The following is a 22834-nucleotide window of genomic DNA, read 5'->3' as shown; positions in this document are numbered from 1 at the left end:
GCGATACTCAGAACGTGCCCCGGCTTACCAGAACGGCAGGAATGGTACGCACCATGATCGAGATATCGCCGCCCACGGTACGCGTCCGGCAATAGAGCGTGTCCATCGCGACACGACGCCGATACCCGATGTCGTTGCGCCCGCTCACTTGCCACAGCCCGGTAATACCCGGCCGCACGGCACAATAGAACTGCATGTAACGGCCATAACGCGCGGCCTCGGCGGGCACGATGGGACGTGGACCGACAAGGCTCATATGACCCCAGATCACGTTCAGCAGCTGGGGCAGTTCATCGAGGCTCGACTTGCGCAGGAACTGACCGAGCGGCGTGATCCGCGGATCGTTGCGCAACTTCTGATCGACTTCCCACTCGCGGCGTGCGGCGGCATCCGTTTCCAGAAGCTTTCGCAACCGCACATCGGAATCACGGACCATGGTGCGCAGCTTGAGGCATGGAAAAAGCGCGCCACCACGGCCAATCCGATAGTGAACAAAAATCGGCCAACCACGGTCCTGAATGCTGATGGCGATGCACATCAGAAGCAAAACCGGAACGACAAACATAAATGCCACAAAAGCAATAATTACGTCCATCAATCTAGACAAATTATTATCAACAGTTTGAAGCGAAATCATTTCCGTTCCAGGATTTTTATTTGATTGACCTGAATTTTGACGAATAAATGCGTTGGAATAGCGATCGTCGAATTTTTCCATGGAGGTTCCCTTCCATGTCAGGTGAATGTGCGACGCCGTGTAATGTTTCAAAATTACGCACACTTGCCTAGACGCGCAGGGCTCGCCCGGCCTTGCGATGAAGGCATTTCGCCGCAAGTGCGAAAAGAATGCTCACAAGAGTAACATGAACAGATTGTAAAGATTCCGCCAACGCCAATGTTCTGAATCGCGCTTTTGCGTACCTTGCAGCAGTTCTGCATATAATATGTATCGATATCAGGCTCACTTCGTCGGACTTCCCGGCGCAACAGGCCGGCACTCTTGTCTGGAAATGCCCTTCCGCTGCCTTGCTACACTGCCAGTCGCACCGATCGGTCCAGTCAACGCGGAGTTCTTGCCGCACTGCAATAAATGGCAGCACATATCCGCATCCATCGGCACCTCTTTACCAGGTGCCAACATTCCCGTTTGTCATTCGAGAGTTGCCGTGACCAACGCAAAACTCCCCGTTCTCGTTACCGGCGGCGCCGGATATATCGGCAGCCATGCCGTGTTGGCATTGCTTGATGCCGGTTGGCCGGTCAGCGTGATCGACGATCTTTCCACCGGCTTTCGTTTCGCCGTTCCCGAAGATGTCCCTTTCTATGAAGGCGATATCGAGGACACCGATCTTCTGATGCGGATATTTGCCGAGCAGGGCATTGGCGCCATCATGCATTTTGCCGGATCGATCATCGTCCCGGAATCGGTCGAGAATCCGCTGAAGTATTATCACAACAATACGGCAAAGAGCCGCACGCTGATCGGTGCGGCAGTCGCCGCCGGCGTGTCGCACTTTATTTTCAGTTCCACCGCCGCGGCATACGGCATCCCCGACACATCGCCCATTCGCGAGGACAGTCCGAAAGCGCCGATCAACCCTTACGGCATGTCGAAACTGATGACCGAGACGATGCTGGCAGACGTGGCAAGGGCCCATCCGTTCAACGCCGGTGTCCTGCGATACTTCAATGTGGCAGGCGCCGATCCGGCAGCGCGCACCGGACAATCGACCGCAGGCGCCACGCACCTTATCAAGGTCGCGGTCGAGGCGGCTCTGGGCAAGCGCAGCCACGTCTCGGTATTCGGAACCGACTTCGACACTCCCGACGGCACCGGTGTCCGCGATTACATTCACGTCTCCGACCTTGCCGCCGCACACGTCCTGACGCTGGAAGCGCTGATCGCCGATCCCACCCGATCGCGCACCATGAACTGCGGCTATGGTCGCGGCTTTTCGGTTCTGGAGGTGCTCGATGCCGTCGATCAGGTCACCGGCAAGACTTTGGAGCGCCGCCTCGAAGGTCGCCGTGCCGGCGATCCGGATTCGCTGATTTCGGATACCGGCCTGATACGCAGCACGCTTTCCTGGACGCCCCGCCACGACGATCTGGCGACGATTGTCACCCATGCCCTGGCGTGGGAACGCAGGCTCTCCGACCTTCGCGACCGACCTGCCGTAGCTGCGTGATGCCGCAGCAGCCGACGCGATCGTCTCTGAAGCGACAGATGCGGCGGAACGCTCGACGCAAGAGACGAGAACCAGTGACGCAAGGCCAATCTACGGAACCTGTCGCAAGAGGATCACGTTGACCCCATGACTCTCAAAAAACCGAGCAAGGACAAGCTGCGAATGACACCCAGCGCGAAGCCCGATCAGACGCGAGCGCGGAATCAGGCCATTTCCCCGGATGCCTTGCGCACGATCATGGCATCCTGGGAAACACACCGCGTCGAAATCAAGCGAGCCTGTCAGCGGGTACTCAATTTGCGCGGCTAGAGCATTTTCCAATCAGGCCGAATCGCCTGTTGGAAAAATGCGACAAATCAGAAACTTGGATCGATTGGATTCGGTGTAACCGGGTCAGAAATCGCAATAAGCGCGCGACAAACACCGCCCGGCTCAGCCTTCCAGCACTTCACCGATCTCGACCACGCGCTTCTCGCGTGCGCTCAATTCCGCCGCCGCACCGATCGCCACGGCCATCAGACCGTCGCGCGCCGTTACCTGCACTTCGCCCTCACCGCGCACCGCGCGCGCGAAGGCTTCATGCTGATAAAATGTCGCGCCGTGGTGCGAGCCTGCATCCATTGCCGCCTGATCGACCGCGACGTGCCAGCGCTCCACCGCCTTCGGTCCCGGCCAGGGCACGCGCGGCGACCAGACCAGATCGCCCGGCGGGATCAGCACATCGAGCCGCCCCTTGTCGCCGGTCGCGCTGATCTCCTCCTGGTTCTCCGCCCCTTCCGCGAACATGCACAGATCGAGCAGCGCGCGGCTGCCATCGGCGAAGTCAACGGTCGTGAAGCTGTTGTCGATGATGTCGGGCTGGCGGCCGTCGTAGCGCTCTTCGATATGGTTCACGTCCATCGCGCCCGAGCAGTAGACGCGCACCGGCTCCGAGCGGGTGATAAGGCGCATCAGGTCGAAGAAGTGACAACATTTCTCCACCATGGTGCCCCCGGTGTTGGCCGAAAAGCGGTTCCAGTCGCGCACCTTGACGAGGAACGGGAAACGGTGCTCACGGATCGAGAGCATGTGCAGGCGTCCGACCTTGCCGCCATGGACTTCCTCGATGAAGGCCTTGGCGGGCGGCATGAAGCGATATTCCATGCCGGTCCAGAACGCCGCCTTGCGCGCCTCGGCACGCTCGACCACCCAGCGGGCGTCCTCCATGGTGGTGCAGAGCGGCTTTTCGCACAGGATCGCGACGTCGCTGTCGAGCAGCGGCTCCAGCACCTTGCGATGGGTGAAATTGGGCGAGACGACAACTACGGCATCGAGCCCGGCGTTGGCGATCATGCTGGCGCTGTCCGCGTATTCGGTCACGCCTTCGCCCGCCGAGCCCAGCGCATCGCGCGCCCAGCCGAGCGACACCGGCTCCGGGTCGGCAATGGCAACTATCTGCGCACCTTCGAGAATCTTGAGGTTGTGGATGTGCTCCACGCCCATCATGCCCGTGCCGACGATCCCGTAACGCAGTGTCTCTACCATTTCACAACTCCCTGTGCCATGTGGTCGCCCATGACGACGCCCGACACGACATCCGATATGCGTTTGCGCCTATCGACCGATCCCGTATCGCTCGGCAAGAGCGGAATTTCCGTTTTCCCGATTGCCTGGGGCATGTGGCGGCTCGCCCGCGCCGACGGCAACGACGATATCGGCGCGATCATCGCCCGGATCGAAGCCGCGCTGGAAGCAGGGATCACCCTGTTCGATACTGCCGACATCTACGGCTGCGATGCCGCGCTCGGCTTCGGCGGCGCCGAACTGCTGCTGGGCAAGGCACTGGCCGCGCGACCCGATCTGCGCGAGAAGATGGTGATCGCCACCAAGGGCGGCATCGTGCTGGGCGTTCCCTATAATTCCAGCCCTGCCTACCTGAACAGCGCCCTCGACATTTCGCTCGAACGCCTTGGCCTGCCGTCAGTCGAACTTTACCAGATCCACCGCCGCGATTTCCTGACCCACCCTCGCGATGTTGCCGAGACCCTGACCGCCATGGTCGAGAGCGGCAAGGTGAAGGCCATCGGCGTATCCAACTACAGCCCCGCCGAATTCGACGCGTTGCAGGCCTTCCTGCCCTTCCCCATCGTCTCGACCCAGCCCGAGTTCTCCGCCGCCCGCATCGCGCCGCTGTATGACGGTACGCTGGATCAGGCGATGGCGCGCGAGGCTGCGGTGCTGGCATGGTCGCCACTGGGCGGTGGCCGTCTGGTCTCCGGTTCGAACGATCCGGTCGCCAAGCTGCTCGCGGCACAAGGCGCGAAGTTCGGCACCGATGCCGCCTCCGCCGCGCTGTCGTGGATCATGACGCATCCCTCGCGCGCGATCCCCATCGTCGGCTCGCAGACGCCCGAGCGCATTCTTGCCTCGCGCGATGCGCTGAAGGTCGAATGGACCGCCAGCGAATGGTACGCGGTGCTCGCCGCCTCGCGCGGGGAACCGCTGCCGTGAGCGCGCTGCCCCCATGTGAGGTCAGCTGGTTTTCGGCGCTGTGTGACGACGATTACGAGTTCCTCGGCCAGCCCGACCCGATGCTGCGCTCCAGCTGGGAGCATTGCCGCAACATCGTAACGACCGCCGAGGAAGGCGGTTTCGACAACGTGCTGCTGCCTTCGGGCTATGCGCTCGGCATCGACACCACCGCTTTCGCTGCCGCCATCGCCACGCAGGTCCGTCGCATCAAGCTGCTGATAGCCGTGCGCATCGGCGAGCTGTGGCCGGCCCAGCTCGCGCGCCAGATCGCAACGATCGACCAGATCCTCGGCGCAGGCACCGCAGGCCGACGCCTGAACATCAACGTGATCTCCAGCGAAATGCCGGGAGAGACGCTGGATGGGGCTGCACGTTACGAGCGCACGACCGAGGCCATCGAGATCCTGCGCACGCTGCTTTCGGGCCAGCCGTTGGATCATCAGGGGCGCTTCTGGAACATGAAGCTCGATCCGCCGCGCATGATCGCGCCCGGATCGACCTGTCCGCCGCTCTACTTCGGCGGTCTGTCCGAACCCGCACGCGAAGTTGCGGCCAAGGGCTGCGATGTGTTCCTGATGTGGCCCGATCGCATGGAGGCGGTGAAGGAAACCATCGCCGACATGCGCGCCCGCGCTGCGAAATATGGCCGCACCCTGCGTTTCGGCTATCGCGTCCATGTGATCGTGCGCGAGACCGAGGCCGAGGCCCGCACTGCCGCGAACCGCCTGCTCTCGCGCCTCGATGCCGCCGAGGGCGCCGCGATCCGCGCCAAGTCGCTCGATTCGCAGTCGGTTGGCGTCAAGGCGCAGGCCGCCTTGCGCGAAACCGCCAGCGACGATGGCTATGCCGAGGACAACCTGTGGACCGGCATCGGCCGTGCCCGTTCGGGTTGCGGCGCCGCGATCGTCGGCGATCCCGATCAGGTGCTCGCCAAGTTGCAGGCCTATCGCGAGGCAGGCATCGAGGCGTTCATCCTCTCTGGCTATCCCCATGCGGCCGAAGCGGACCTGTTCGCCCGCCACGTTCTGCCGCATATCGACCATGGCCCGCTCGGCGGTTTCGCCTGATTTCGTCTTCCTCCCGGCCCGGACATCACGTTCCGGCCGGGAGGAAGACAAATTGACCCCGCCAAATCAGTAGAAAAACTTTGTTGGTGGCAGCGATACCCTACGCCTACGCTAGGGTTTGATGACGACCGCCATTCCGACCCCGTTGCCTGACGCAGAGGCGCAAAGCCCGCGAACGGCCAGCCTGCTCTCCCCGGCCCATCGCCGGTTCCTGTTCGCGCTGGCGCTGACGGCGGGCATTCTCAATCTGGTGGATCGCCAGATCATCGCCGTTCTCAAGCCCACTATCGCCGCCGACCTGCACTGGAGCGACGACGATTACGGCACGCTCGCAGCCTGGTTTCAGGGCGCGGCTGCCTTCGGATTCCTGGGCGCTGGCTGGCTGGTAGACCGCCTGGGCCTGCGCCGCGCCAATGCGCTGGGCGTTACCGTCTGGTCGCTCGCGGCGATGGCGCATGGCTGGGCCAGCGGCTTTCGCGAGTTCATCGCCTGTCGCATCGCGCTTGGCGCAAGCGAGGCGATGGGAACGCCTGCGGGCATCAAGACCGTCGCGCTGATCTTTCCACCCGAAAAGCGCACGACCGGCTTTGGCCTTTTCAATGCCATCAACAGCCTTGGCGCGATCCTGACGCCGCTGGGTATCCCGCTGGCCGCTGCCCTGTGGGGCTGGCGCTCCACGTTCGTCATCGCAGGCGGCATCGGCCTTGTCTGGGGGCTGGTCTGGATGCTGGGCACGCGCGGCGTATCCTTCGGCGATACGCGCAAGGCTACCGGTAATACCCAACCCATTTCCGGCATCCTGCGCGAACGCCGGACCTGGACCGTCGCTCTCGCCAAGGTGCTGTCCGATGCCACCTGGTGGCTGATGCTGTTCTGGATGCCGGACTATTTCAACCGCGCTTTCGGCCTTTCCGGCGTGGCGCTCGGCGTACCGCTGGCCATTGCCTATCTCGGCTCGGCCACGGGTTCGCTGGTTTCGGGCTACGTCTCCAGCCATCTGCTTGCCAAGGGCTGGAGCGTGAACCGCACGCGCAAGACAGTGATGCTGATCTCTGCCCTCTGTGTCCTTCCCGTGCCGCTGGCGCTTCACGCCTCGAGCTACGGCATCGCAGTCGGACTGATGGCGCTGACTCTCGCCGGGCATCAGGGTTTCTCAACCAGTCTGTTCGCCCTGATCGCCGACGTGACGCCCGCCACCAAGGTCGGCCGCGTGACCGGCTTCGGCTCGTTCTGCGGCAATCTTGGCGGTATGGCGATCAGCAAGATCGCAGGGCTCGTGCTTGCCGCAGGGCTTGGATACGCGCCGCTTTTCGGCTTTGCTGCGGTGTCCTACCTGCTGGCACTGGGCTGGATCCAGCTGATGATGCCGCGCATCCGCCTCGCCGAAGACTGAGCCCGCGCAACACGAACCGTGCTCAGGGCAAGCCGGACCGCAAGCCGCAATAGATTTTCTATCTTTGTCTACTTAATCACTTAGGTATTGTCGGCACACATCAGGGAGATGCTTTCAATGACCGATAACACCCGCCCGCTTGCCCGCACGCTGTTGCTGCTGGGCGCTGCGATTGCGCCGCTGGCACTGGCGACACCCGCTCTGGCGGACGATGCCGCAGCGCAGGGCGAGCAGCCGAGCGCCGGCGTGAATGACAATGGCGAGATCATCGTCACCTCGCGCTATCGCAACGAGACGCTGCAGAACGTCCCCATCGCCATCAGCGCGGTGAGCGGCCAAACGCTGAACGACCGCCAGATCAACAACGTGCAGGATCTCAGCGCGATCGTGCCCTCGGTCTCGTTCCGCGATGGTGCCTCGAACAAGGACCGCACGATCTTCATCCGCGGCGTCGGCACGATCAGCACGTCGCCGGGCGTCGAATCCTCGGTATCGACCGTGGTGGACGGTGTCGTGCTCACCCGCCCCGGACAGGCGACGCTCGATGTCGGCGAGGTGGAGCGCATCGAGGTGCTGCGCGGACCGCAGGGCACGCTGTTCGGCAAGAACGCCTCGGCAGGTGTCGTCAACATCGTCACCGCCGGTCCGAGCGAGCAATTCCATGCCTACGCCGAGGGCACGGCGACGACCGACCAGGAATATCGCCTGAAGGCAGGCGTCACCGGCGGCATCGCGCCGGGCATTACCGCACGCATCGACGGCCTCTATGCCAACTATCGCGGCAATGTGCGCAACCTGACGAACGGCGATCACGTCAACGGTTACGAGCGTTACGGCGCGCGCGGCAAGATCGAGGCCAAGCCCACCGATAACCTGACGCTGACGCTGGCTGGCGACTATCTGCACTCGCACGACACCACCTCGAACGGTGTCTACCAGAGCGTCAGCCAGATCGCCTACCCGACCGGCACCGTCACCACCTCCGCCGGTCTCGCCAGCGTTCTGGCCGCCGAAGGCATTACGCCGGGCACGGACAACCGCGACGCGGCGACCGACTTCAACACCAACGTCACCGACAAGAACTATGGCGGCTCGCTGACGGCGGTGCTGAATCTTGGCCAGTATACCGTGACCTCGATCACCGCCTATCGCGAGTGGAAGAACCGCCAGCATCAGGACTACGACGGGCTTGCCACGCTGACCGCCGCCTTTCCCGAAGGCGAGGATCTGGGCACCGTCAACATGCACCAGTTCTCGCAGGAACTGCGGCTCGCCTCCCCAAGGGCGGCCTGATCGACTACGTGGTCGGCGCCTATTACCTCCACGCCAAGACCGACGAGGTCTATACCCGCGATCTGACCCGCCTGATTTCAGGCGCGGAGAGCGACGTCGAGGGCGTGGCGCATTACGGCGTGACCAACAACAATTATGCGCTGTTCGGTGAGGCGAACATCAACTTCACCTCGCGCTTCCGGGCGATCGCGGGTTATCGCAGCACCTGGGACGACCTCAGCTACTACCACTTGCGCACATCGACCAACGACCCGGACAATACTGGCTCAAGCGCCTACGACGTCTCGGGCATCCGCGCCTATCACCAGTCTTCCGGCTCGACGACCAGCCACGGCAACTCGTGGCGCGTGGGCCTGCAATACGATGTCGCGCCCACGCTTCAGACCTATTTCACGTGGTCGCGCGGCTACAAGGGACCGGCCTACAACGCCTATTTCAATATGCGCTCGCTGAACGCGACGACACCGCTGGATGAAGAAGCGCTCAAGCCCGAAACCTCGAACTCGTTCGAGGGCGGCATCAAGGGTTCCGCGCTCGATCACAAAATCACCTTCGCGCTGGCGATCTATCACACGCGCTTCCAGAACTATCAGGCCAACTACAACGACGTGGTGGGCGGCGCACAGGTCACGCGCCTGATCAACGCAGGCACCGTGCAGACCAAGGGCGTCGAGTTGGACTTCGGCCTCCACCCGATCCCCGGCCTCTCGCTGAACACCTCGCTCGCCTATACCGACGCCACGGTCATCCACTTCAACTGCCCGGTCGGCGCACCGAGCAGCTGCAATATCGACGGCGAGCCACTGCCCTACGCGCCCAAGTGGAAGCTCTACGAAAGCGCCTCCTATCGCTTTGCGCTGAGCGACAGCCTCGATCTGGAACTGCAGAGCGATGTCTCGCTCCAGAGCCAGACGCAGTTCCAGCTGACCGAGACGCCGGGCACGATCCAGCCGTCCTATGCCATCTGGAACGGCAGCGCCGCACTGCTCGGCGCGGATGATGGCTGGCAGTTGCGGTTCTTCGTCAAGAACATCCTGAACCAGCACTATTCGAGCTATCTGGCCAACGGCACCTATGCCGGTATCGTGCGCTACGTCCCGCGCGACGACCAGCGCTATGCAGGCGTGATGCTGCGCAAGGACTTCTGATCCTTGTGCAACAGGTGGAGTGCGACGCAAGACCGGACCCCTTGCCTCGCACTCCGCCACTTGCCTGCCTCGATATTTTGCACGTAAGTTCAAGGCTATGACCGTGAACATACAGAGCGACGCCCCATCGGACCACACGCTGCCGGTCGCCGTGATCGGCGGAGGGTTCACCGGTACGCTGGTTGCCGTGAACCTGCTGCGCAACGGCGTCGATGTCGTGCTGATCGAACGCAGCGAGCCGCAGCTGGGGCGCGGCCTTGCCTTCGGAACGCCTCGGGCCGAGCACCTGCTCAATGTCCGCGCCGCCAACATGGGCGCGTTTCCCGACGATCCGCGCCATTTCCTCAAGTGGATGAACCCCGCAGACGAGGATGAGGCCAACCGCTTCGTGCCCCGCAGGCTCTATGGCGCCTATCTGCGCGACCTGCTCGACGAGGCAGCCGCCAGACACTCGCCCCGCCTGCGGATCGTGCGTGGTGAGGCCTGCGACGTGCGCTTCACCGACTGTGACGTGGCCGTCACCATGACCGATGGTTCGACCGAAAAAGCCCGCAGCCTCGTGCTCGCGCTCGGCAATTTCCCGCCGGTCGCGCACCCGGCGCTGAGCGCCCTGCCGCCCGCGCTCTATACGCGCGATCCGTGGCAGGCGGGGGCGTTGGAAGGTATCGACAAGCTCGATCATGTCCTGCTCGTCGGCACGGGCCTTACCGCTGCGGACATGGTGCTGTCGCTGGACAATGCCGGTTTCAAGGGACGGATCACCCTGCTCTCGCGCAGAGGTCTGCGCCCGCATGCCCACGCCGAACTTGGGCCTGCCGTGTCGCCCGTACCCGAACCGCAGGCGCGTGGTTCGGCGCTTCTGCACGCGGTCCGGGCGCGCGCGAAGGAAGTAGATTGGCGCGCCGCCGTGGACGAATTGCGCCCCTTCACGCAGAACCTCTGGCGGCGCCACGACGTGGCTGCGCAGCGTCGTTTCCTGCGGCACCTGCGCCCCTACTGGGACATTCATCGCCACCGGCTTGCCCCGCAAGTCGCGCGACGGCTGCACGAACTGGAGAACGAAGGGCGGCTCATCTATGCCGCAGGCAAGCTTGCGGGATCTGCTGAAGGCGATGGCCAAGCGCATATCTCGTACCGCCCGCGCGGCGAGACGGACCTGCACGAAATCACGGTCGATCGCGTGCTGAACTGCGCAGGGCCAGACAGCGATGTGACGCAGTGCGCAGTTCCCATTGTGCGTACTCTCCTGACGCAAGGGCTGCTGCGGCCTGACACGCATCGCCTCGGCATTGACATCGACCAGCTCGGCCGCGTCCGCGATGCAGGCGGCAGGGTCAATCCCAGGCTGTTCGCCGCCGGACCTCCGACCAAGGGCGAGGCCTGGGAGATCATCGCCGTCCCGGACATCCGGCGTCAGGCCTGGGACATCGCCCGTTACCTTGCAGATGCTCACTGGGTCGGCGGCGAGGGACTATAAAAGAAGGGCGCAGTCCGCTGGGATGACCGCGCCCTTCCCCCATTTGTGGGGCTCGTTACGGCAAGGCGGCATGATGCTGACCTTATCGCGCCCCTGCCGTTCCCGAGCCCCACGCACGGCGCAACGTCAGAAAGCCGCAGTCAGCGAGGCTACGACCGCGCCATCCGCAATCGATCCGGTGCCATCCTGCCCCTTGCTGAAATTGGGCTGGAGAAGCGCGGCATCGGCGTGGCTGATGCTGGTATCGACGTAGGACACGTTCAGCGTGAGGTTGTGCCAGGTGGCGTCCATACCCAGCGACCAGTCCCAGTAATTGCCAGTCGGCGTCACGCTGGTTCCGTTCGGGCCGAGGCCCGGATTGCCGCTGGAGTGGCCCAGGTGTGCCTTGGCCGTGAGCGGTGTACCTGCGATGGCGAAAGCCCCGTCACCCCAGACGTACAGGTTGTCCTGCTTCTGCCCCCGGCTGTTCGGTGCGTTGGAGACGTTTGCCAGCGCATACTGCCTGGGCGCATAGGCGACGCCTGCGGTCAGCGAGGCACGGCCTGCATTACCCGAAAGCTTGACGTAAGGCTCTGCGAAATCGGAATTGTCGGCACCGCCCGGATAGACATACCAGGTCAGCCCCACGTCCAGTGCAGTGTGCTCGCTCAGCTTCGTCTTGTAGCCGCCGATCAGATCGAGTTCCATGTTTGCCCCGCCGAACGTGCCCCAGCCCGAAAGGTTGGAAGCCCAGGTGCCGACATAGACGCCGCTCTTGTGACTGATCGTCAGGCCGCCCTGTACCGCCATGTCCTTGTCCGACTGTGAAACGCCGCGAAAGCGATAGTCGGAGGTGAGCGCTACCGATCCCGATACCGTGATATCGGGCGTGGCCTGCTCCTGCGGCTGACTGTCCTGAGCGTAAGCAGCACTCAAAGGTGCAATACCGGCAATCAGGACAGCAAGCGTAGCGATGGTCTTCATGCATTCCTCACAAGAAATATGCCCAGTTATTCCGAACGATTCGAGGAGGCTGAATTAGATCCCATCGCCATTTGATAGCGAGACTGTAAAACACGACATGAAATAGAAATTACATATATTTTCGGATGGTATCTGCAGGATGCGGAAGCGGATGCACATTGCTTGCCGTCGGGTGCGGCTCCATCACGGCTGGCTCCAGAAATTCAACCGACCATCGTCCGGGAACATGGACTTGCTTCCAGAGCGCGGGACCGACGAAAAGCAGACCGCTTCCGATAACCAGAAGCAGGACCAGCAGCGCGCACAGGCCCAGTTCCCCCATGGTGGCCTGAGCCGGGGCATGGGCATGAACATGCCGATAGAGGATCGTTCCGGTGCCGCAGGCAAGGACAAGCACGATCAGGCCTCCGGCGCGAACGCCGACCTGAGCCAAGCGGGTCTGATACCAATACGCCATAATGCCTCCCTTCTGGAAGGCACTCCACTTACGCACACGCGCATAGCAATTCGAGACGGGAACCCGCCCACCCGCGTTGAGATCGCATAGGATTCAGCGATTTTGCGCGAGACGTTGCGTCCAGCCCATGCCGCCAACGTCAGCTGCCGGACATCTCCGCCGGGATGCGCAAGCGATACCCGATCCCCACCTCGTTGGTGATGATCTGTGGGCGCTGCGGGTCGGTCTCCAGCTTCTGACGCAAGGTCCGCACCAGCACGCGCAGATACTCGACATGCCGTTCGTGCTCGGAAGGCCAGACATGCGCCATGATCTGGGTATGCGTGATGACGCGCCCAGGATGCTGGGCCAGCTGTTCCACGACGGCGTATTCCTTGGGCGTGAGATGGACCTCCTCGCCTGCCTTGGTGATCCGCCGCTCGATCAGATCGATCGACACGTCCCCCACCGTCACGGCAGCCGCGACCCCGCCGCGCGTCACCCGATTGCGCAGGGCCACACGCACACGCGCAAGCAGTTCATCGGTATCGAAAGGTTTCGTCAGATAGTCGTCCGCACCAAGATCGAGCGCAACCACCTTCTCATCGGTCGCCTCTCGTGCCGAGACGATGATGAGCGTGGCGTCGCTGTCCTTCTTGATCAGCGGCACCAGTTCCAGCCCGTCGCGGTCGGGCAGACCAAGATCCAGAAGCACCACATCGGGCCGCTCCTGACGCAACTGGTCAAGGGTATCGCGTGCATTCCCGGCTTCCACGACGGCATAGTCTCCGCGTGTCAGCGCGGCCTGTATCAGGCGGCGGATATGAACCTCGTCATCGACGACAAGCACCTTGTGGCGCAATTTCATGCCATGTCCTCATTGTCCGGGTGCCGGATGATCAGCGCCTCGGGGATACGAATGGTGAAACAGGCGCCGCGTGTATCTTCGGCGACACCTGCCTTGTTGGACGCCTCCACCGCAAGCCCCATCGCTTCGGCAAAGCCCTTCACGATAGCGAGTCCGAGCCCGGTGCCGTGCCGCGCGCGGTCGGACCCTTCGAGCCGCGTGAAGGTTTCGAACACGCGTTTTTCCTGTCCGGGGGGAATACCCGGCCCCTGATCGATCACCGACAGGAGCAAGGCGTCATAGGCGCGGGTACAGCGCACCAGAATGGGCGTGCCCGGATCGCCATAGCGCCCGGCATTGTCCAGCAGGTTGATCAGGCAATGGTGCAGCAGCACGGGATCGAGACGTACCAGCGGAATGTCCGGGGCGATTTCCAGATCGATCCGCCGGTCCTGCAACGCTGTCCGGGTATCCTGCACGGCGCCTGCCACCGCATCGAACAGATCGGTCGCTTCGGGACGCATCGGCAGCGCGCCTGCCTCAACCCGCGCCATATCGAGCAGGTTGGCGACAAACCGGTTGAGCCGCTGCGCCTCGGCATCGATCGTTTCGACAAGCTCCTCGGAGGGGTGCCTGCGCATTTCCTTCGCGGCGGACAGGATCGTGGTGAGCGGTGTCCGCAGGTCATGGCTGACCGAGGAAAGCAGCGCCGAACGCAACCGGTCGCGCTCGCCAACTGCCTGCGTCTTCAGGTTTTCCTCTTCCAGCGCCATCCGGTCAAACGCGATGGAAGCCTGATCGATCAGGCTCATCAGCAGCGGCACCTCGTCCGAGCGCAGCGGATTGCCCGCATTCTCGCGCGAGATACCAAGGACGCCCAGCACGCCACGTCCCGAGGCGAGCGATGCGCCAAGAGGATGGAACAGCCAGTCCGAAGCGGTCAGAGTCGCCGAGCCGCGTCCGGCGGGCTGTTCGTTGTCGATGGCCCACTGGGCAGCGGCCAGTTCGATCTGGTCGAGCCGGTCCTCGGGCGGCCAGGCGGCGCTCAGTTGCGGGCCGTTCGGCGAGGGTTGCAGCAGCACGGCCCGCACGTTGAGCAGGCGCGCAACCTCGCTGCAGATCGCCTGCATCAGTTCGTCGCGTGTCGTGGCAGTCGTCAACTGGCGCGAAAATCCGGCCAGCGCAGCATTCTGGCGCGCGCTCGACCCGGCAAGATCGGCCTGCGCCCGTACCCTTGCCGCGAACTGGCTGGTCACGATGGCCACGCCCAGCAGCACGAGGATCGAGATCACGTTCTCGGGATTGGAAACGGTCAGCGTGCCGGTGGGCGGCAGGAAGAAGAAGTTGTAGGCAAGGCTGGAGGCGACACCGGCGAACAGGCCCGCCCGCAACGAGAACGAGGCCGCCGCGAACATCACCGGGACCAGATAGAGCAAGGCGATGTTGCCAAGGTTGATGGCCTCCAGCAGCGCCCGGCCCAGCACGGTCATCGCCACCACCATCAGCAATGACCACAGGTAGTGCTGCGGGGCACCCCAGTTGCTCCGCCGCCTTTCCCGTTCCGGCTTGCGACCCGAAGCGGAGGGCGTCTGGTTGTCGGACGGCAGGACGTGGACCGCCACTTGCCCCACGGTGCGCACCAGCCTGTCCACCACCGAGCCGTGCCGGGCCTCGAACCACCACGAGCGCGTCGACTTGCCGATGACGATCTGCGTCGCACGGGCATCGCGCGCGTAGCCGCTCAGCCCTTCGACGACGCTGGCCGCCGGGATGCTGGCGGTCGATGCGCCCAGACGGGAGGCCAGCGCCAGCGTCTCGGCCAGCTGATGCCGTTCGGTATCGGTCAGCGTTTGATCGCGCTGTGTCTCGATATGTACGGCCGTCCAAGGTGCCCGCAGCGCATCGGCCATGCGTTTGCCCGCCCGCACGAGGCCCGCCGCATGCGGCTGTTCGCTGATCGCGACGACGATCCGCTCGCCTATCGCAAAATTGCCCGCCAGCGCGTTGGCCCGCACATGCTCCAGCATCTGCGCATCGACAGCCTGCGCGGCGCGGCGCAACGCCAGTTCGCGAAGCGCGGTGAGGTTGGTCTTGGAAAAGAAATGCCCCAGCGCCCGCGTGGCCTCGTGGGGGACATAGACCTTGCCGTCCTTCAGCCGCTCGATCAGTTCGTCGGGCGGAATGTCGACGACTTCTATCTCGGCCAGTTCGAGGATCGAATCCGGCACTGTTTCACGCACCCGCACACGGGTGAACGAAGCGACGACATCGTTCAGGCTCTCTACGTGCTGGATATTGAGCGTGGAATAGACGTCGATCCCGGCATCGAGCAGTTCCTCGACATCCTGATAGCGCTTGGGATGGCGGCTGCCGGGGGCATTGGTGTGCGCCAGCTCGTCCACCAGCGCCAGCTGGGGATGCCGCGCGAGGATGGCGTCGATGTCCATCTCGCCCAGGCTGTGCCCGGCGTGATCGACGGTACGGCGCGGAATGATCTCGTGCCCGTGGACCAGTGCTTCGGTCTCGCGGCGGCCATGGGTTTCGACTACGCCCACCACCACATCGACACCGCTCTCCCGGCGCTGGCGACCTTCGGTGAGCATTTCCCACGTCTTGCCGACGCCCGGCGCAGCACCGAGGAAGATCTTCAGACGGCCTTTGCCCTCCTGCGCGGCGGCGCGCAGGAGGGCTTCGGGCGATGGGCGATCAGGATCGGTCGGACGGTCGTTCACGGGGCTGGTGTAGCGTGAAGTGCATCCAGCCGTCGATTGAGTTCGAACACGTTCACCCGCCGCTCGCCAATGAAGCCGAGGAACGGTTCCTCGATGCTCCGGGTGATGAGCATCTGGACCGCCTGCGGGCTGATCCCGCGCACCCGTGCCACGCGATCGGCCTGATAATACGCGGCCTCGGGCGTGATATCGGGATCGAGGCCCGAGCCGGACGTCGTCACCAGATCGGCGGGGATCGCCTTTCCGGGCTGCGCGGCTTCCATCCTGGCGACGTCGCCCTGCACGCGATCATGCAGCGCTTTCGAGGCCGGGCCGAGGTTCGAGCCGGACGAGGCGAGGCCGTCGTAACCCTTTCCTGCCGCCGAAGGCCGGGTGTTGAAGTAGCGGCCCGAGGTGAAGGCCTGACCGATCACGGTCGAGCCGATCACCTTGCCATCCTCCTTCACCAGACTGCCGTTGGCCTGCGCCGGGAACAGCGTCTGACCGATGCCGGTCATCGCCAGCGGATAGGCGATGCCCAGCAGTACGGCGAACAGGCCGGTCATGACGAATGCGGGGCGCAGCGATGTGGTTATGTCGTTGGTCATGTTGCCGCCTCCTCAGGCGAGACCCAGGCCGCCCACGGCCAGGTCGATGAGCTTGATGCCGATGAACGGCGCGATCAGGCCGCCAAGGCCGTAGACCGCCAAGTTGCGGGCGAGCAGCGGGCCTGCTCCCATCGGCTTGTAGGCCACGCCCTTGAGCGCCAGCGGCACCAGACAGGGAATGATCAGCGCGTTGAAGATGATCGCCGAAAGGATCGCGCTCTGCGGGCTGGTGAGGTGCATGACGTTCAGCACGGTCAGGCCCGGATAGAGCGCCACGAACATCGCGGGGATGATCGCGAAGTACTTGGCCACGTCGTTGGCGACCGAGAAGGTCGTCAGCGCGCCGCGTGTCATGAGCAACTGCTTGCCCAGACCGACGACCTCGATCAGCTTGGTCGGATCGCTGTCGAGATCGACCATGTTGCCCGCCTCGCGCGCCGCCTGCGTGCCGGTGTTCATGGCGACGCCGACGTCGGCCTGTGCCAGTGCAGGGGCATCGTTGGTGCCATCGCCGCACATCGCGACGAGGCGACCGCCCTGCTGTTCCTTGCGGATCAGCGCCAGCTTGTCCTCGGGCGTGGCTTCGGCGAGGAAGTCGTCGACACCTGATTCCGCCGCGATGGAGGCTGCGGTCAGCGGGTTGTCGCCGGTGATCATCACCGTGCGGATGCCCATGGCGCGCAGTTCACCGAAGCGCTCGCGGATGCCAGCCTTGACGATATCCTTGAGGAAGATCGCACCCAGCAGGCGGCCATCGACCGCAACGGCGAGCGGCGTGCCGCCCATACGGCCGATCTCGTCGGTGATACGGCGCAGTTCGGTGGCCGAAGCCGTCGTTCCCGCGCCCGGATTGGCCTTGAGGATCGCCTGCACGGCGCCCTTCTGGATCACCCGGCCACCGGTATTGACGCCCGAGATACGGGTCTGCGCGGTGAACGGAATGACCTCCGCGCCTTCGGGCAGCGCCGTGGCGGTCTGCCCGAACTTCTCGCGGGCGAGGACCACGATGGATCGACCTTCCGGCGTCTCGTCGGCAAGGCTGGCGATCAGCGCGGCTTCGGCCAGTTCGTGTGGCGTGACGCCCGAGACCGGACGAAACTCGGTCGCCTGACGGTCTCCCACGGTGATCGTGCCGGTCTTGTCGAGGAGCAGCACGTCGACATCACCCGCAGCCTCCACCGCGCGGCCGGACTTGGCCAGCACGTTGAAGCGCACGAGGCGGTCCATCCCGGCGATACCGATGGCCGAGAGCAGCGCGGCGATGGTCGTGGGGATCAGCGTGATGAGCAGCGCGGCCAGGATCGCCACCGGCACCGAACCGCCGGCATAGCTGGCAAAGCCCGGAATGGTGGCGACCGCGATCAGAAAGATGATCGTCAGGCCAACCAGCAGCAGGGTGAGCGCGATCTCGTTCGGGGTCTTCTGGCGCTCTGCCCCTTCGACCAGCGCGATCATCCGGTCGAGGAAGCCCTGCCCCGGATTGACGGTGACTGCTACGCGGATCTCGTCCGAGATCACGCGGGTGCCCGCCGTCACCGCCGAGCGGTCACCGCCCGCCTCGCGGATGACGGGTGCCGATTCACCGGTGATCGCAGCCTCGTTGACCGAGGCGACACCCCAGACGACTTCGCCGTCCGACGGGATCAGATCGCCGGTCTGCACCAGCACCACATCCCCCTTCCTGAGCGCGCTGGCGGGCACTTCCTCGAACCTGCCGCTATCGCCCTTGAGGCGCTTGGCGGTGAGTTCGGCCTTGGTGGCACGCAAGGACGCGGCCTGTGCCTTGCCGCGACCTTCGGCGATGGCTTCGGCGAAGGTGCCGAACAGCACCGTCAACCACAGCCACACGACGAGTTGCAGCTTGAAGCCGACGGTCAGGCCATCGTGGCCGACCACCAGCAGCACCGTCAGCAACAGCGCGACGACGGCTGTCGTGAACATCACCGGGTTGCGGATCAGTTCGCGGGGTTGAGTTTGCGGAAGGCATCCCCGATCGCCGGAACGATCAGGTCTGCGGTGAACAGAGATTTATTCTCGGACCGAGCCATTGGGTGATCCTCAGAAAAGCTGGCCATGGATCATCGCGAGATGATCGGCGATGGGGCCAAGGGCGAGGCTGGGCAGGAAGGTCAGGCCGCCGACGATCAGCACGATGCCGATCAGCAGGCCCGTCCACAGCAGACCCGTGGTGGGGAAGCTGCCTGCGGTCTCGGGGGTGTACTTCTTGGCGGCAAGACTGCCCGCGATCGCCAGCATCGGGATGATGACGAAGAAGCGGCCAAGCCACATGGCAACGCCCAGCATGCCGTTGTAATACGGCGTGCCTGCGGTCAGCCCTGCGAAGGCCGAACCGTTGTTGCCCACGGCACTGGTGAAGCCATAGAGGATCTCGGAGAAGCCGTGCGGGCCCTTGTTGAGCGGGCCTGCAAGGCCTGCTGCCAGCACCGAGGAGATCGCGGTTCCGCCCAGGATGATCAGCGGCAGCACCGCGATCGCCAGAACGGCCAGCTTCACCTCGCGGCTCTCGATCTTCTTGCCGACGTACTCGGGCGTGCGGCCCACCATCAGGCCCGCCACAAAGACGGCCAGGATCGCGAACAGCAGGAAACCGTAGATACCTGCGCCCACGCCGCCGACGACCACTTCGCCCAGCTGGATGTTGAACAGCGGGATCATGCCGCCCAGCGCGGTGAAGCTGTCATGCATGGCATTGACCGCCCGCACGAAGCCGCCGTGGTGATGACCGAGAACAGCGCACTGGCGACGATGCCGAAGCGCACTTCCTTGCCTTCCATATTACCCCCGGCAACGCCAAGGTGGTGAAGGATCGGATTGCCCGCCGCTTCCTGCGAATAGACGACCAGAACGCCGACGAGGAAGATCGTCATCATCGCCGCCAGGATCGCCCAGCCCTGACGCGGGTTGCCCACGGCCTTGCCGAAGCACCAGGTCAGACCCGTGCCGATCCAGAAGATCGACAGCATCTGCACAAGGTTGGTCATCGCCGTCGGGTTCTCGAAAGGATGCGCGGAGTTGGCGTTGAAGAAGCCGCCACCGTTGGTGCCCAGCATCTTGATCGCCTCCTGCGAAGCGACCGGCCCCAGCGCCAGCGTCTGCTTGACGCCTTCCAGCGTCGAGACGTCCACCGAAGCGGCCAGCGTCTGCGGCACGCCGCTGGCAATCAGGTAGACACCATAGACCACGCAGATCGGCAGCAGCAGATAGAGCGTGATGCGCGTGATATCGGCCCAGAAGTTGCCGATACCCGTGGCGCTGCGACGCGCGAAGCCGCGGAAGAACGCGAAGGCCAGCGCAATGCCGGTCGCCGCGGACAGGAAGTTGTGCAGCGTGAGGGCGAGCATCTGCGAAAGGTTGCTCATCGCCGCCTCGCCTGAATACCACTGCCAGTTGGTGTTGGTGGTGAAGCTGACGGCGGTGTTGAACGCGCCGTCAGCACCGATCCCGGCATAGCCAAGGCCGTTGAGCGGCAGCGCGCCTTGCGCGCGCAGCAGGACATAGGTCAGCAGCAGTGCGACCGCGCTGAACACCAGCATATGGACCGCATAGCGCTTCCACGACTGGTCCTCGGCCGGGTCGATCCCCGCCAGCTTGTAGAACCCGCGCTCCACCGGCCCCAGCACCACATGCAGCGGCGTGCGGCGGCCTTCGTACAGCGCGTGGAGCCACAGCCCCATCGGCTTGGTGATCGCCAGCAGCACGCCGACGAAGACTGCAATCAGCAGCCATCCCTGTAAGGTCATCGGGTGTGCTCCCTCAGAACCGTTCGGGCCGTGCGAGCACGGCGACGAGATAGACGAGAAGGCCGAGCGCGGTCAGTCCCGCCAGCCACAGATCGATGGTCATGGTCGCTGCCCCCTCACGCCTTGTTGCACAGCGCGACGTAGCCAAGGCTCGCCACCAGCAACACGAGGGTCAGGCCAATCCAGAGGATGTCCTGCATGGGTAATGCTCCTGAACCGCTGCACCGCAAACAGACGCGGCGCACGGCGGGTTCAGCAGAGCCATTAGGATCAGGTATCGTTGAAATGCGAGACAGGCAAAACCCGGCCCGCATAGTATTTGCATATGATCGGGAGAATTATCCCAGTCAAAGTGCCGCGCGGCGTGGACAGAACCGGGGGCCTTGCCGGAGTCCGATACCGAAGGGCGATACCGGGCCTGTCGCAAGGAACATGCACCCGATATCGCCGCTCACTATGGGTGGTGCGTTGTCAGAACTGTACGCCGCGCGTCAGTCCGCCATCGACCAGCAGATCGGTTCCGGTGGTGAAGCTAGCCGCAGAACTCGCGAGAAACGCAACGGCGTTGGCCACTTCCTGCGGCGTCGCCATCCGGCCGAGCGGGTTCTGTGCCATGCACTGCGCGAAAACCTCCGGCGTTTCGCGCTCGATCTTGCCCCATACGCCGTCGCTGAAATAGACATTCCCCGGCGACACGGTGTTGACGCGAATACCATCGGGCGCGTGCCGAACCGAAAGCGTCTTGCCGTAGTGGATGAGCGCTGCCTTGAGCACACCGTAAGGCTCGGCGAACATGTCCACCTCGCGCCCCGATACGCTCGAAATCAGCACCACCGAAGCCGCATCGGACGCCTTGAGAAACGGCAGCGCTGCCGTGACCATCGACACGCTGCCGAGCAGGTCGGTCTCGAACGCGCGGCGCCAGGTATCGAGATCGCCGCCGCCTGCCAAAGCGCTGACATTGGGCACGACAATATCGATACCGCCCATCGCCTCACCTGCAGCGGCGACCCAGGCGCGCATCGCCTCGGCATCGGTCACATCCACCACCGCGCCGCTGGCACGCCCCGCCAGCGCCTGCTCTGCAGCGGCGATACCCGCCGCATCGCGCGCACAGAAGGATACGGCCGCACCCTCTGCCAGAAACGTCTCGACGATAGCGCGGCCAATCCCGCGTGACCCGCCGCTGACGATCACTTTCCTGTCCTCGAGTCCGAGATCCATGATGAGAGCCTTCCTTCACTGGTTTGAAAGAGAACGAGAAATCCGCTCGCCATGCCGGCGTGGCAAACACACGCCGCGCGCAGGGCAGCAGACATTCCAACGCACCCTGCGCACGACCGCAAAAGCGCAAGCGTGCTGTCTGTGCCCCCGCGAGGGGGAGCAACAAGCCATCATGACGAACATGAAAACTTATCGTGTAAGGTGAATTATTCTCATCTCGCTGTCGCAATCGGGCCCAAACGCGATTAGCATCGACCACCGGGCACAATCACAGGGGCAACAACCATGCGACGCATATCGATCGGTGCGCTGCCGGTCTTCGAGGCCGCAGCGCGCCATCTCTCCTTCAAGGAGGCCGCGCGCGAACTGCATCTCTCGCCCAGCGCGGTCAGCCACGCGATCACCAGACTGGAGCGCGATATCGGCACTCTGCTGTTCGATCGCAGCCGCAGCACCTTGCGCCTCACGCCCGACGGCACGCTGTTCGCACGACCGGTGGCCGAGGCGCTGGGGCTTGTGCGCGGCGCGATGGACAGCATCTCGCAGCGCCAGTCGCTTGTCCTCAGGCTGCACTCGTCGCCCAGCTTTGCGGCGCAATGGCTCGCCCCGCGCCTCAACCAGTTCCTGGCCGACAATCCCGGTTTCGAAGTGACGATATCTGCCGATCCGGAGGCCGTTCGCTTCTCGCAGGATACGTATGATGTCGATATCGTCTATGGTCTGGACGAGGCAGAAGGGCTGGTGGTCCACTCCCTCGGCACCGCCGAGTTGCAACCGATGTGCACCCCGGAGATGGCCCGCAAGCTGACCACGCCGGAAGACCTTCACCACGTGCCGCTGATCCGCAGTATGATCAAGACGGTGAACTGGGCGGACTGGTTCCGGGCCAACGGCACAGCCGCGCCTCCGCCTCCCGCCATTCGCTTCGACCGCAGCTTCATGGCCATCGCCGCTGCCGTGGACGGTCTGGGCGTATGCCTCGAAACGGTCCAGCTGGCCGAGCGCGAACTGGCAAGCGGGCGGCTGGTCTGCCCGTTTGCCGATCGCACCGTCGCGCTGCACGAGGCGAACCATTTCCTGGTCTATCCGCAGCGCAACGAGCACAGGCCGGTGGTCCGGGCATTCCGTAACTGGCTGCTGACGACACTGGGGCAACAACAGCCCGAGGCGATCGAGGAAACGCGGGAACCGGCCTGACGCAGAGGG

At 63.9% G+C, this 22834-nt stretch carries 15 protein-coding genes and 4 pseudogenes; 8 read left to right on the top strand and 11 right to left on the bottom strand.

Features of this window, described 5'->3' with window-relative positions; all coding sequences use genetic code 11:
* Positions 1 to 7: 7 nt before the first annotated feature.
* Positions 8 to 718: a sugar transferase gene (locus CI805_RS17785; RefSeq protein ID WP_260928036.1), complete on the bottom strand. Its 711-nt coding sequence runs from the start codon at positions 716 to 718 to the stop codon at positions 8 to 10.
* A 448-nt stretch (positions 719 to 1166) separates the two neighbouring features.
* Between CI805_RS17785 and galE the strand changes: the two genes are divergently transcribed.
* On the top strand, positions 1167 to 2189 hold the full coding sequence (gene galE, locus CI805_RS17780) for a UDP-glucose 4-epimerase GalE (RefSeq protein WP_260928033.1): 1023 nt from the start codon (positions 1167 to 1169) through the stop codon (positions 2187 to 2189).
* A gap of 432 nt (positions 2190 to 2621) precedes the next feature.
* Here the strand turns inward: galE and CI805_RS17775 are convergent, their stop codons facing one another.
* Positions 2622 to 3713 carry a Gfo/Idh/MocA family protein gene (locus tag CI805_RS17775; RefSeq protein WP_260929671.1) on the bottom strand — a complete coding sequence of 364 codons (1092 nt, stop codon included), beginning with the start codon at positions 3711 to 3713 and terminating at the stop codon, positions 2622 to 2624.
* A 30-nt stretch (positions 3714 to 3743) separates the two neighbouring features.
* Here CI805_RS17775 and CI805_RS17770 point away from each other — a divergent pair, with 30 nt between their 5' ends.
* The 6 genes and pseudogenes from CI805_RS17770 (at position 3744) to CI805_RS17745 (ending at position 11078) form a co-directional block, all read left to right on the top strand.
* On the top strand, positions 3744 to 4679 hold the full coding sequence (locus CI805_RS17770) for an aldo/keto reductase family oxidoreductase (RefSeq protein ID WP_260929669.1): 936 nt from the start codon (positions 3744 to 3746) through the stop codon (positions 4677 to 4679).
* Positions 4676 to 5767 (top strand): LLM class flavin-dependent oxidoreductase, encoded by a 1092-nt coding sequence (locus CI805_RS17765; RefSeq protein WP_260929667.1) that lies wholly within the window; start codon positions 4676 to 4678, stop codon positions 5765 to 5767. Before CI805_RS17770 ends, CI805_RS17765 begins: the two co-directional genes overlap by 4 nt.
* Before the next feature lie 121 nt (positions 5768 to 5888).
* Positions 5889 to 7160 carry an MFS transporter gene (locus CI805_RS17760; RefSeq protein ID WP_260929666.1) on the top strand — a complete coding sequence of 424 codons (1272 nt, stop codon included), beginning with the start codon at positions 5889 to 5891 and terminating at the stop codon, positions 7158 to 7160.
* A gap of 108 nt (positions 7161 to 7268) precedes the next feature.
* Positions 7269 to 7724 (top strand): annotated as a pseudogene (locus tag CI805_RS21215) (TonB-dependent receptor plug domain-containing protein); the annotation flags it as partial.
* Between the two features lie 485 nt (positions 7725 to 8209).
* Positions 8210 to 9601, top strand: a pseudogene (locus CI805_RS17750) (TonB-dependent receptor); the annotation flags it as partial.
* A 97-nt stretch (positions 9602 to 9698) separates the two neighbouring features.
* Positions 9699 to 11078 carry an FAD/NAD(P)-binding protein gene (locus CI805_RS17745; RefSeq protein ID WP_260929663.1) on the top strand — a complete coding sequence of 460 codons (1380 nt, stop codon included), beginning with the start codon at positions 9699 to 9701 and terminating at the stop codon, positions 11076 to 11078.
* A gap of 126 nt (positions 11079 to 11204) precedes the next feature.
* On the opposite strand, the gene CI805_RS17740 is transcribed toward CI805_RS17745, so the two are convergent.
* The 9 genes and pseudogenes from CI805_RS17740 to CI805_RS17700 form a co-directional block, all read right to left on the bottom strand.
* A complete protein-coding gene (locus CI805_RS17740) occupies positions 11205 to 12041 on the bottom strand; it encodes a TorF family putative porin (RefSeq protein ID WP_260929662.1) in 837 nt (278 codons plus the stop codon).
* A 109-nt stretch (positions 12042 to 12150) separates the two neighbouring features.
* The gene (locus CI805_RS17735; RefSeq protein WP_260929661.1) at positions 12151 to 12438 is read right to left on the bottom strand and encodes a hypothetical protein; all 288 of its coding nucleotides are present in this window, start codon (positions 12436 to 12438) and stop codon (positions 12151 to 12153) included.
* Between the two features lie 199 nt (positions 12439 to 12637).
* A complete protein-coding gene (locus CI805_RS17730; RefSeq protein ID WP_260929660.1) occupies positions 12638 to 13345 on the bottom strand; it encodes a response regulator in 708 nt (235 codons plus the stop codon).
* The gene (locus tag CI805_RS17725; RefSeq protein ID WP_260929659.1) at positions 13342 to 16056 is read right to left on the bottom strand and encodes a sensor histidine kinase; all 2715 of its coding nucleotides are present in this window, start codon (positions 16054 to 16056) and stop codon (positions 13342 to 13344) included. Before CI805_RS17725 ends, CI805_RS17730 begins: the two co-directional genes overlap by 4 nt.
* Positions 16053 to 16643, bottom strand: a complete 591-nt coding sequence (kdpC, locus tag CI805_RS17720; RefSeq protein ID WP_260929658.1) for a potassium-transporting ATPase subunit KdpC — start codon at positions 16641 to 16643, stop codon at positions 16053 to 16055. The genes CI805_RS17725 and kdpC overlap by 4 nt, the downstream gene beginning before the upstream one ends.
* 12 nt (positions 16644 to 16655) lie before the next feature.
* A pseudogene (gene kdpB / locus CI805_RS17715) lies at positions 16656 to 18691 on the bottom strand (potassium-transporting ATPase subunit KdpB).
* Between the two features lie 10 nt (positions 18692 to 18701).
* Positions 18702 to 20404, bottom strand: a pseudogene (gene kdpA, locus CI805_RS17710) (potassium-transporting ATPase subunit KdpA).
* A 13-nt stretch (positions 20405 to 20417) separates the two neighbouring features.
* Complete coding sequence (gene kdpF / locus CI805_RS17705; protein ID WP_095386356.1) at positions 20418 to 20507, bottom strand: K(+)-transporting ATPase subunit F; 90 nt, start codon at positions 20505 to 20507, stop codon at positions 20418 to 20420.
* A gap of 368 nt (positions 20508 to 20875) precedes the next feature.
* Positions 20876 to 21628 (bottom strand): SDR family NAD(P)-dependent oxidoreductase, encoded by a 753-nt coding sequence (locus tag CI805_RS17700; protein ID WP_260929655.1) that lies wholly within the window; start codon positions 21626 to 21628, stop codon positions 20876 to 20878.
* Positions 21629 to 21913: 285 nt separating this feature from the next.
* Here CI805_RS17700 and CI805_RS17695 point away from each other — a divergent pair, with 285 nt between their 5' ends.
* Positions 21914 to 22825 carry a LysR substrate-binding domain-containing protein gene (locus CI805_RS17695; RefSeq protein ID WP_260929654.1) on the top strand — a complete coding sequence of 304 codons (912 nt, stop codon included), beginning with the start codon at positions 21914 to 21916 and terminating at the stop codon, positions 22823 to 22825.
* Positions 22826 to 22834: the final 9 nt, after the last annotated feature.

It is taken from the genome of Novosphingobium sp. 9 (genome assembly GCF_025340265.1).
Lineage (GTDB): Bacteria > Pseudomonadota > Alphaproteobacteria > Sphingomonadales > Sphingomonadaceae > Novosphingobium.
Note: the sequence above shows the minus strand (reverse complement) of the source record. Positions and strands in the feature narration are given on the sequence as shown.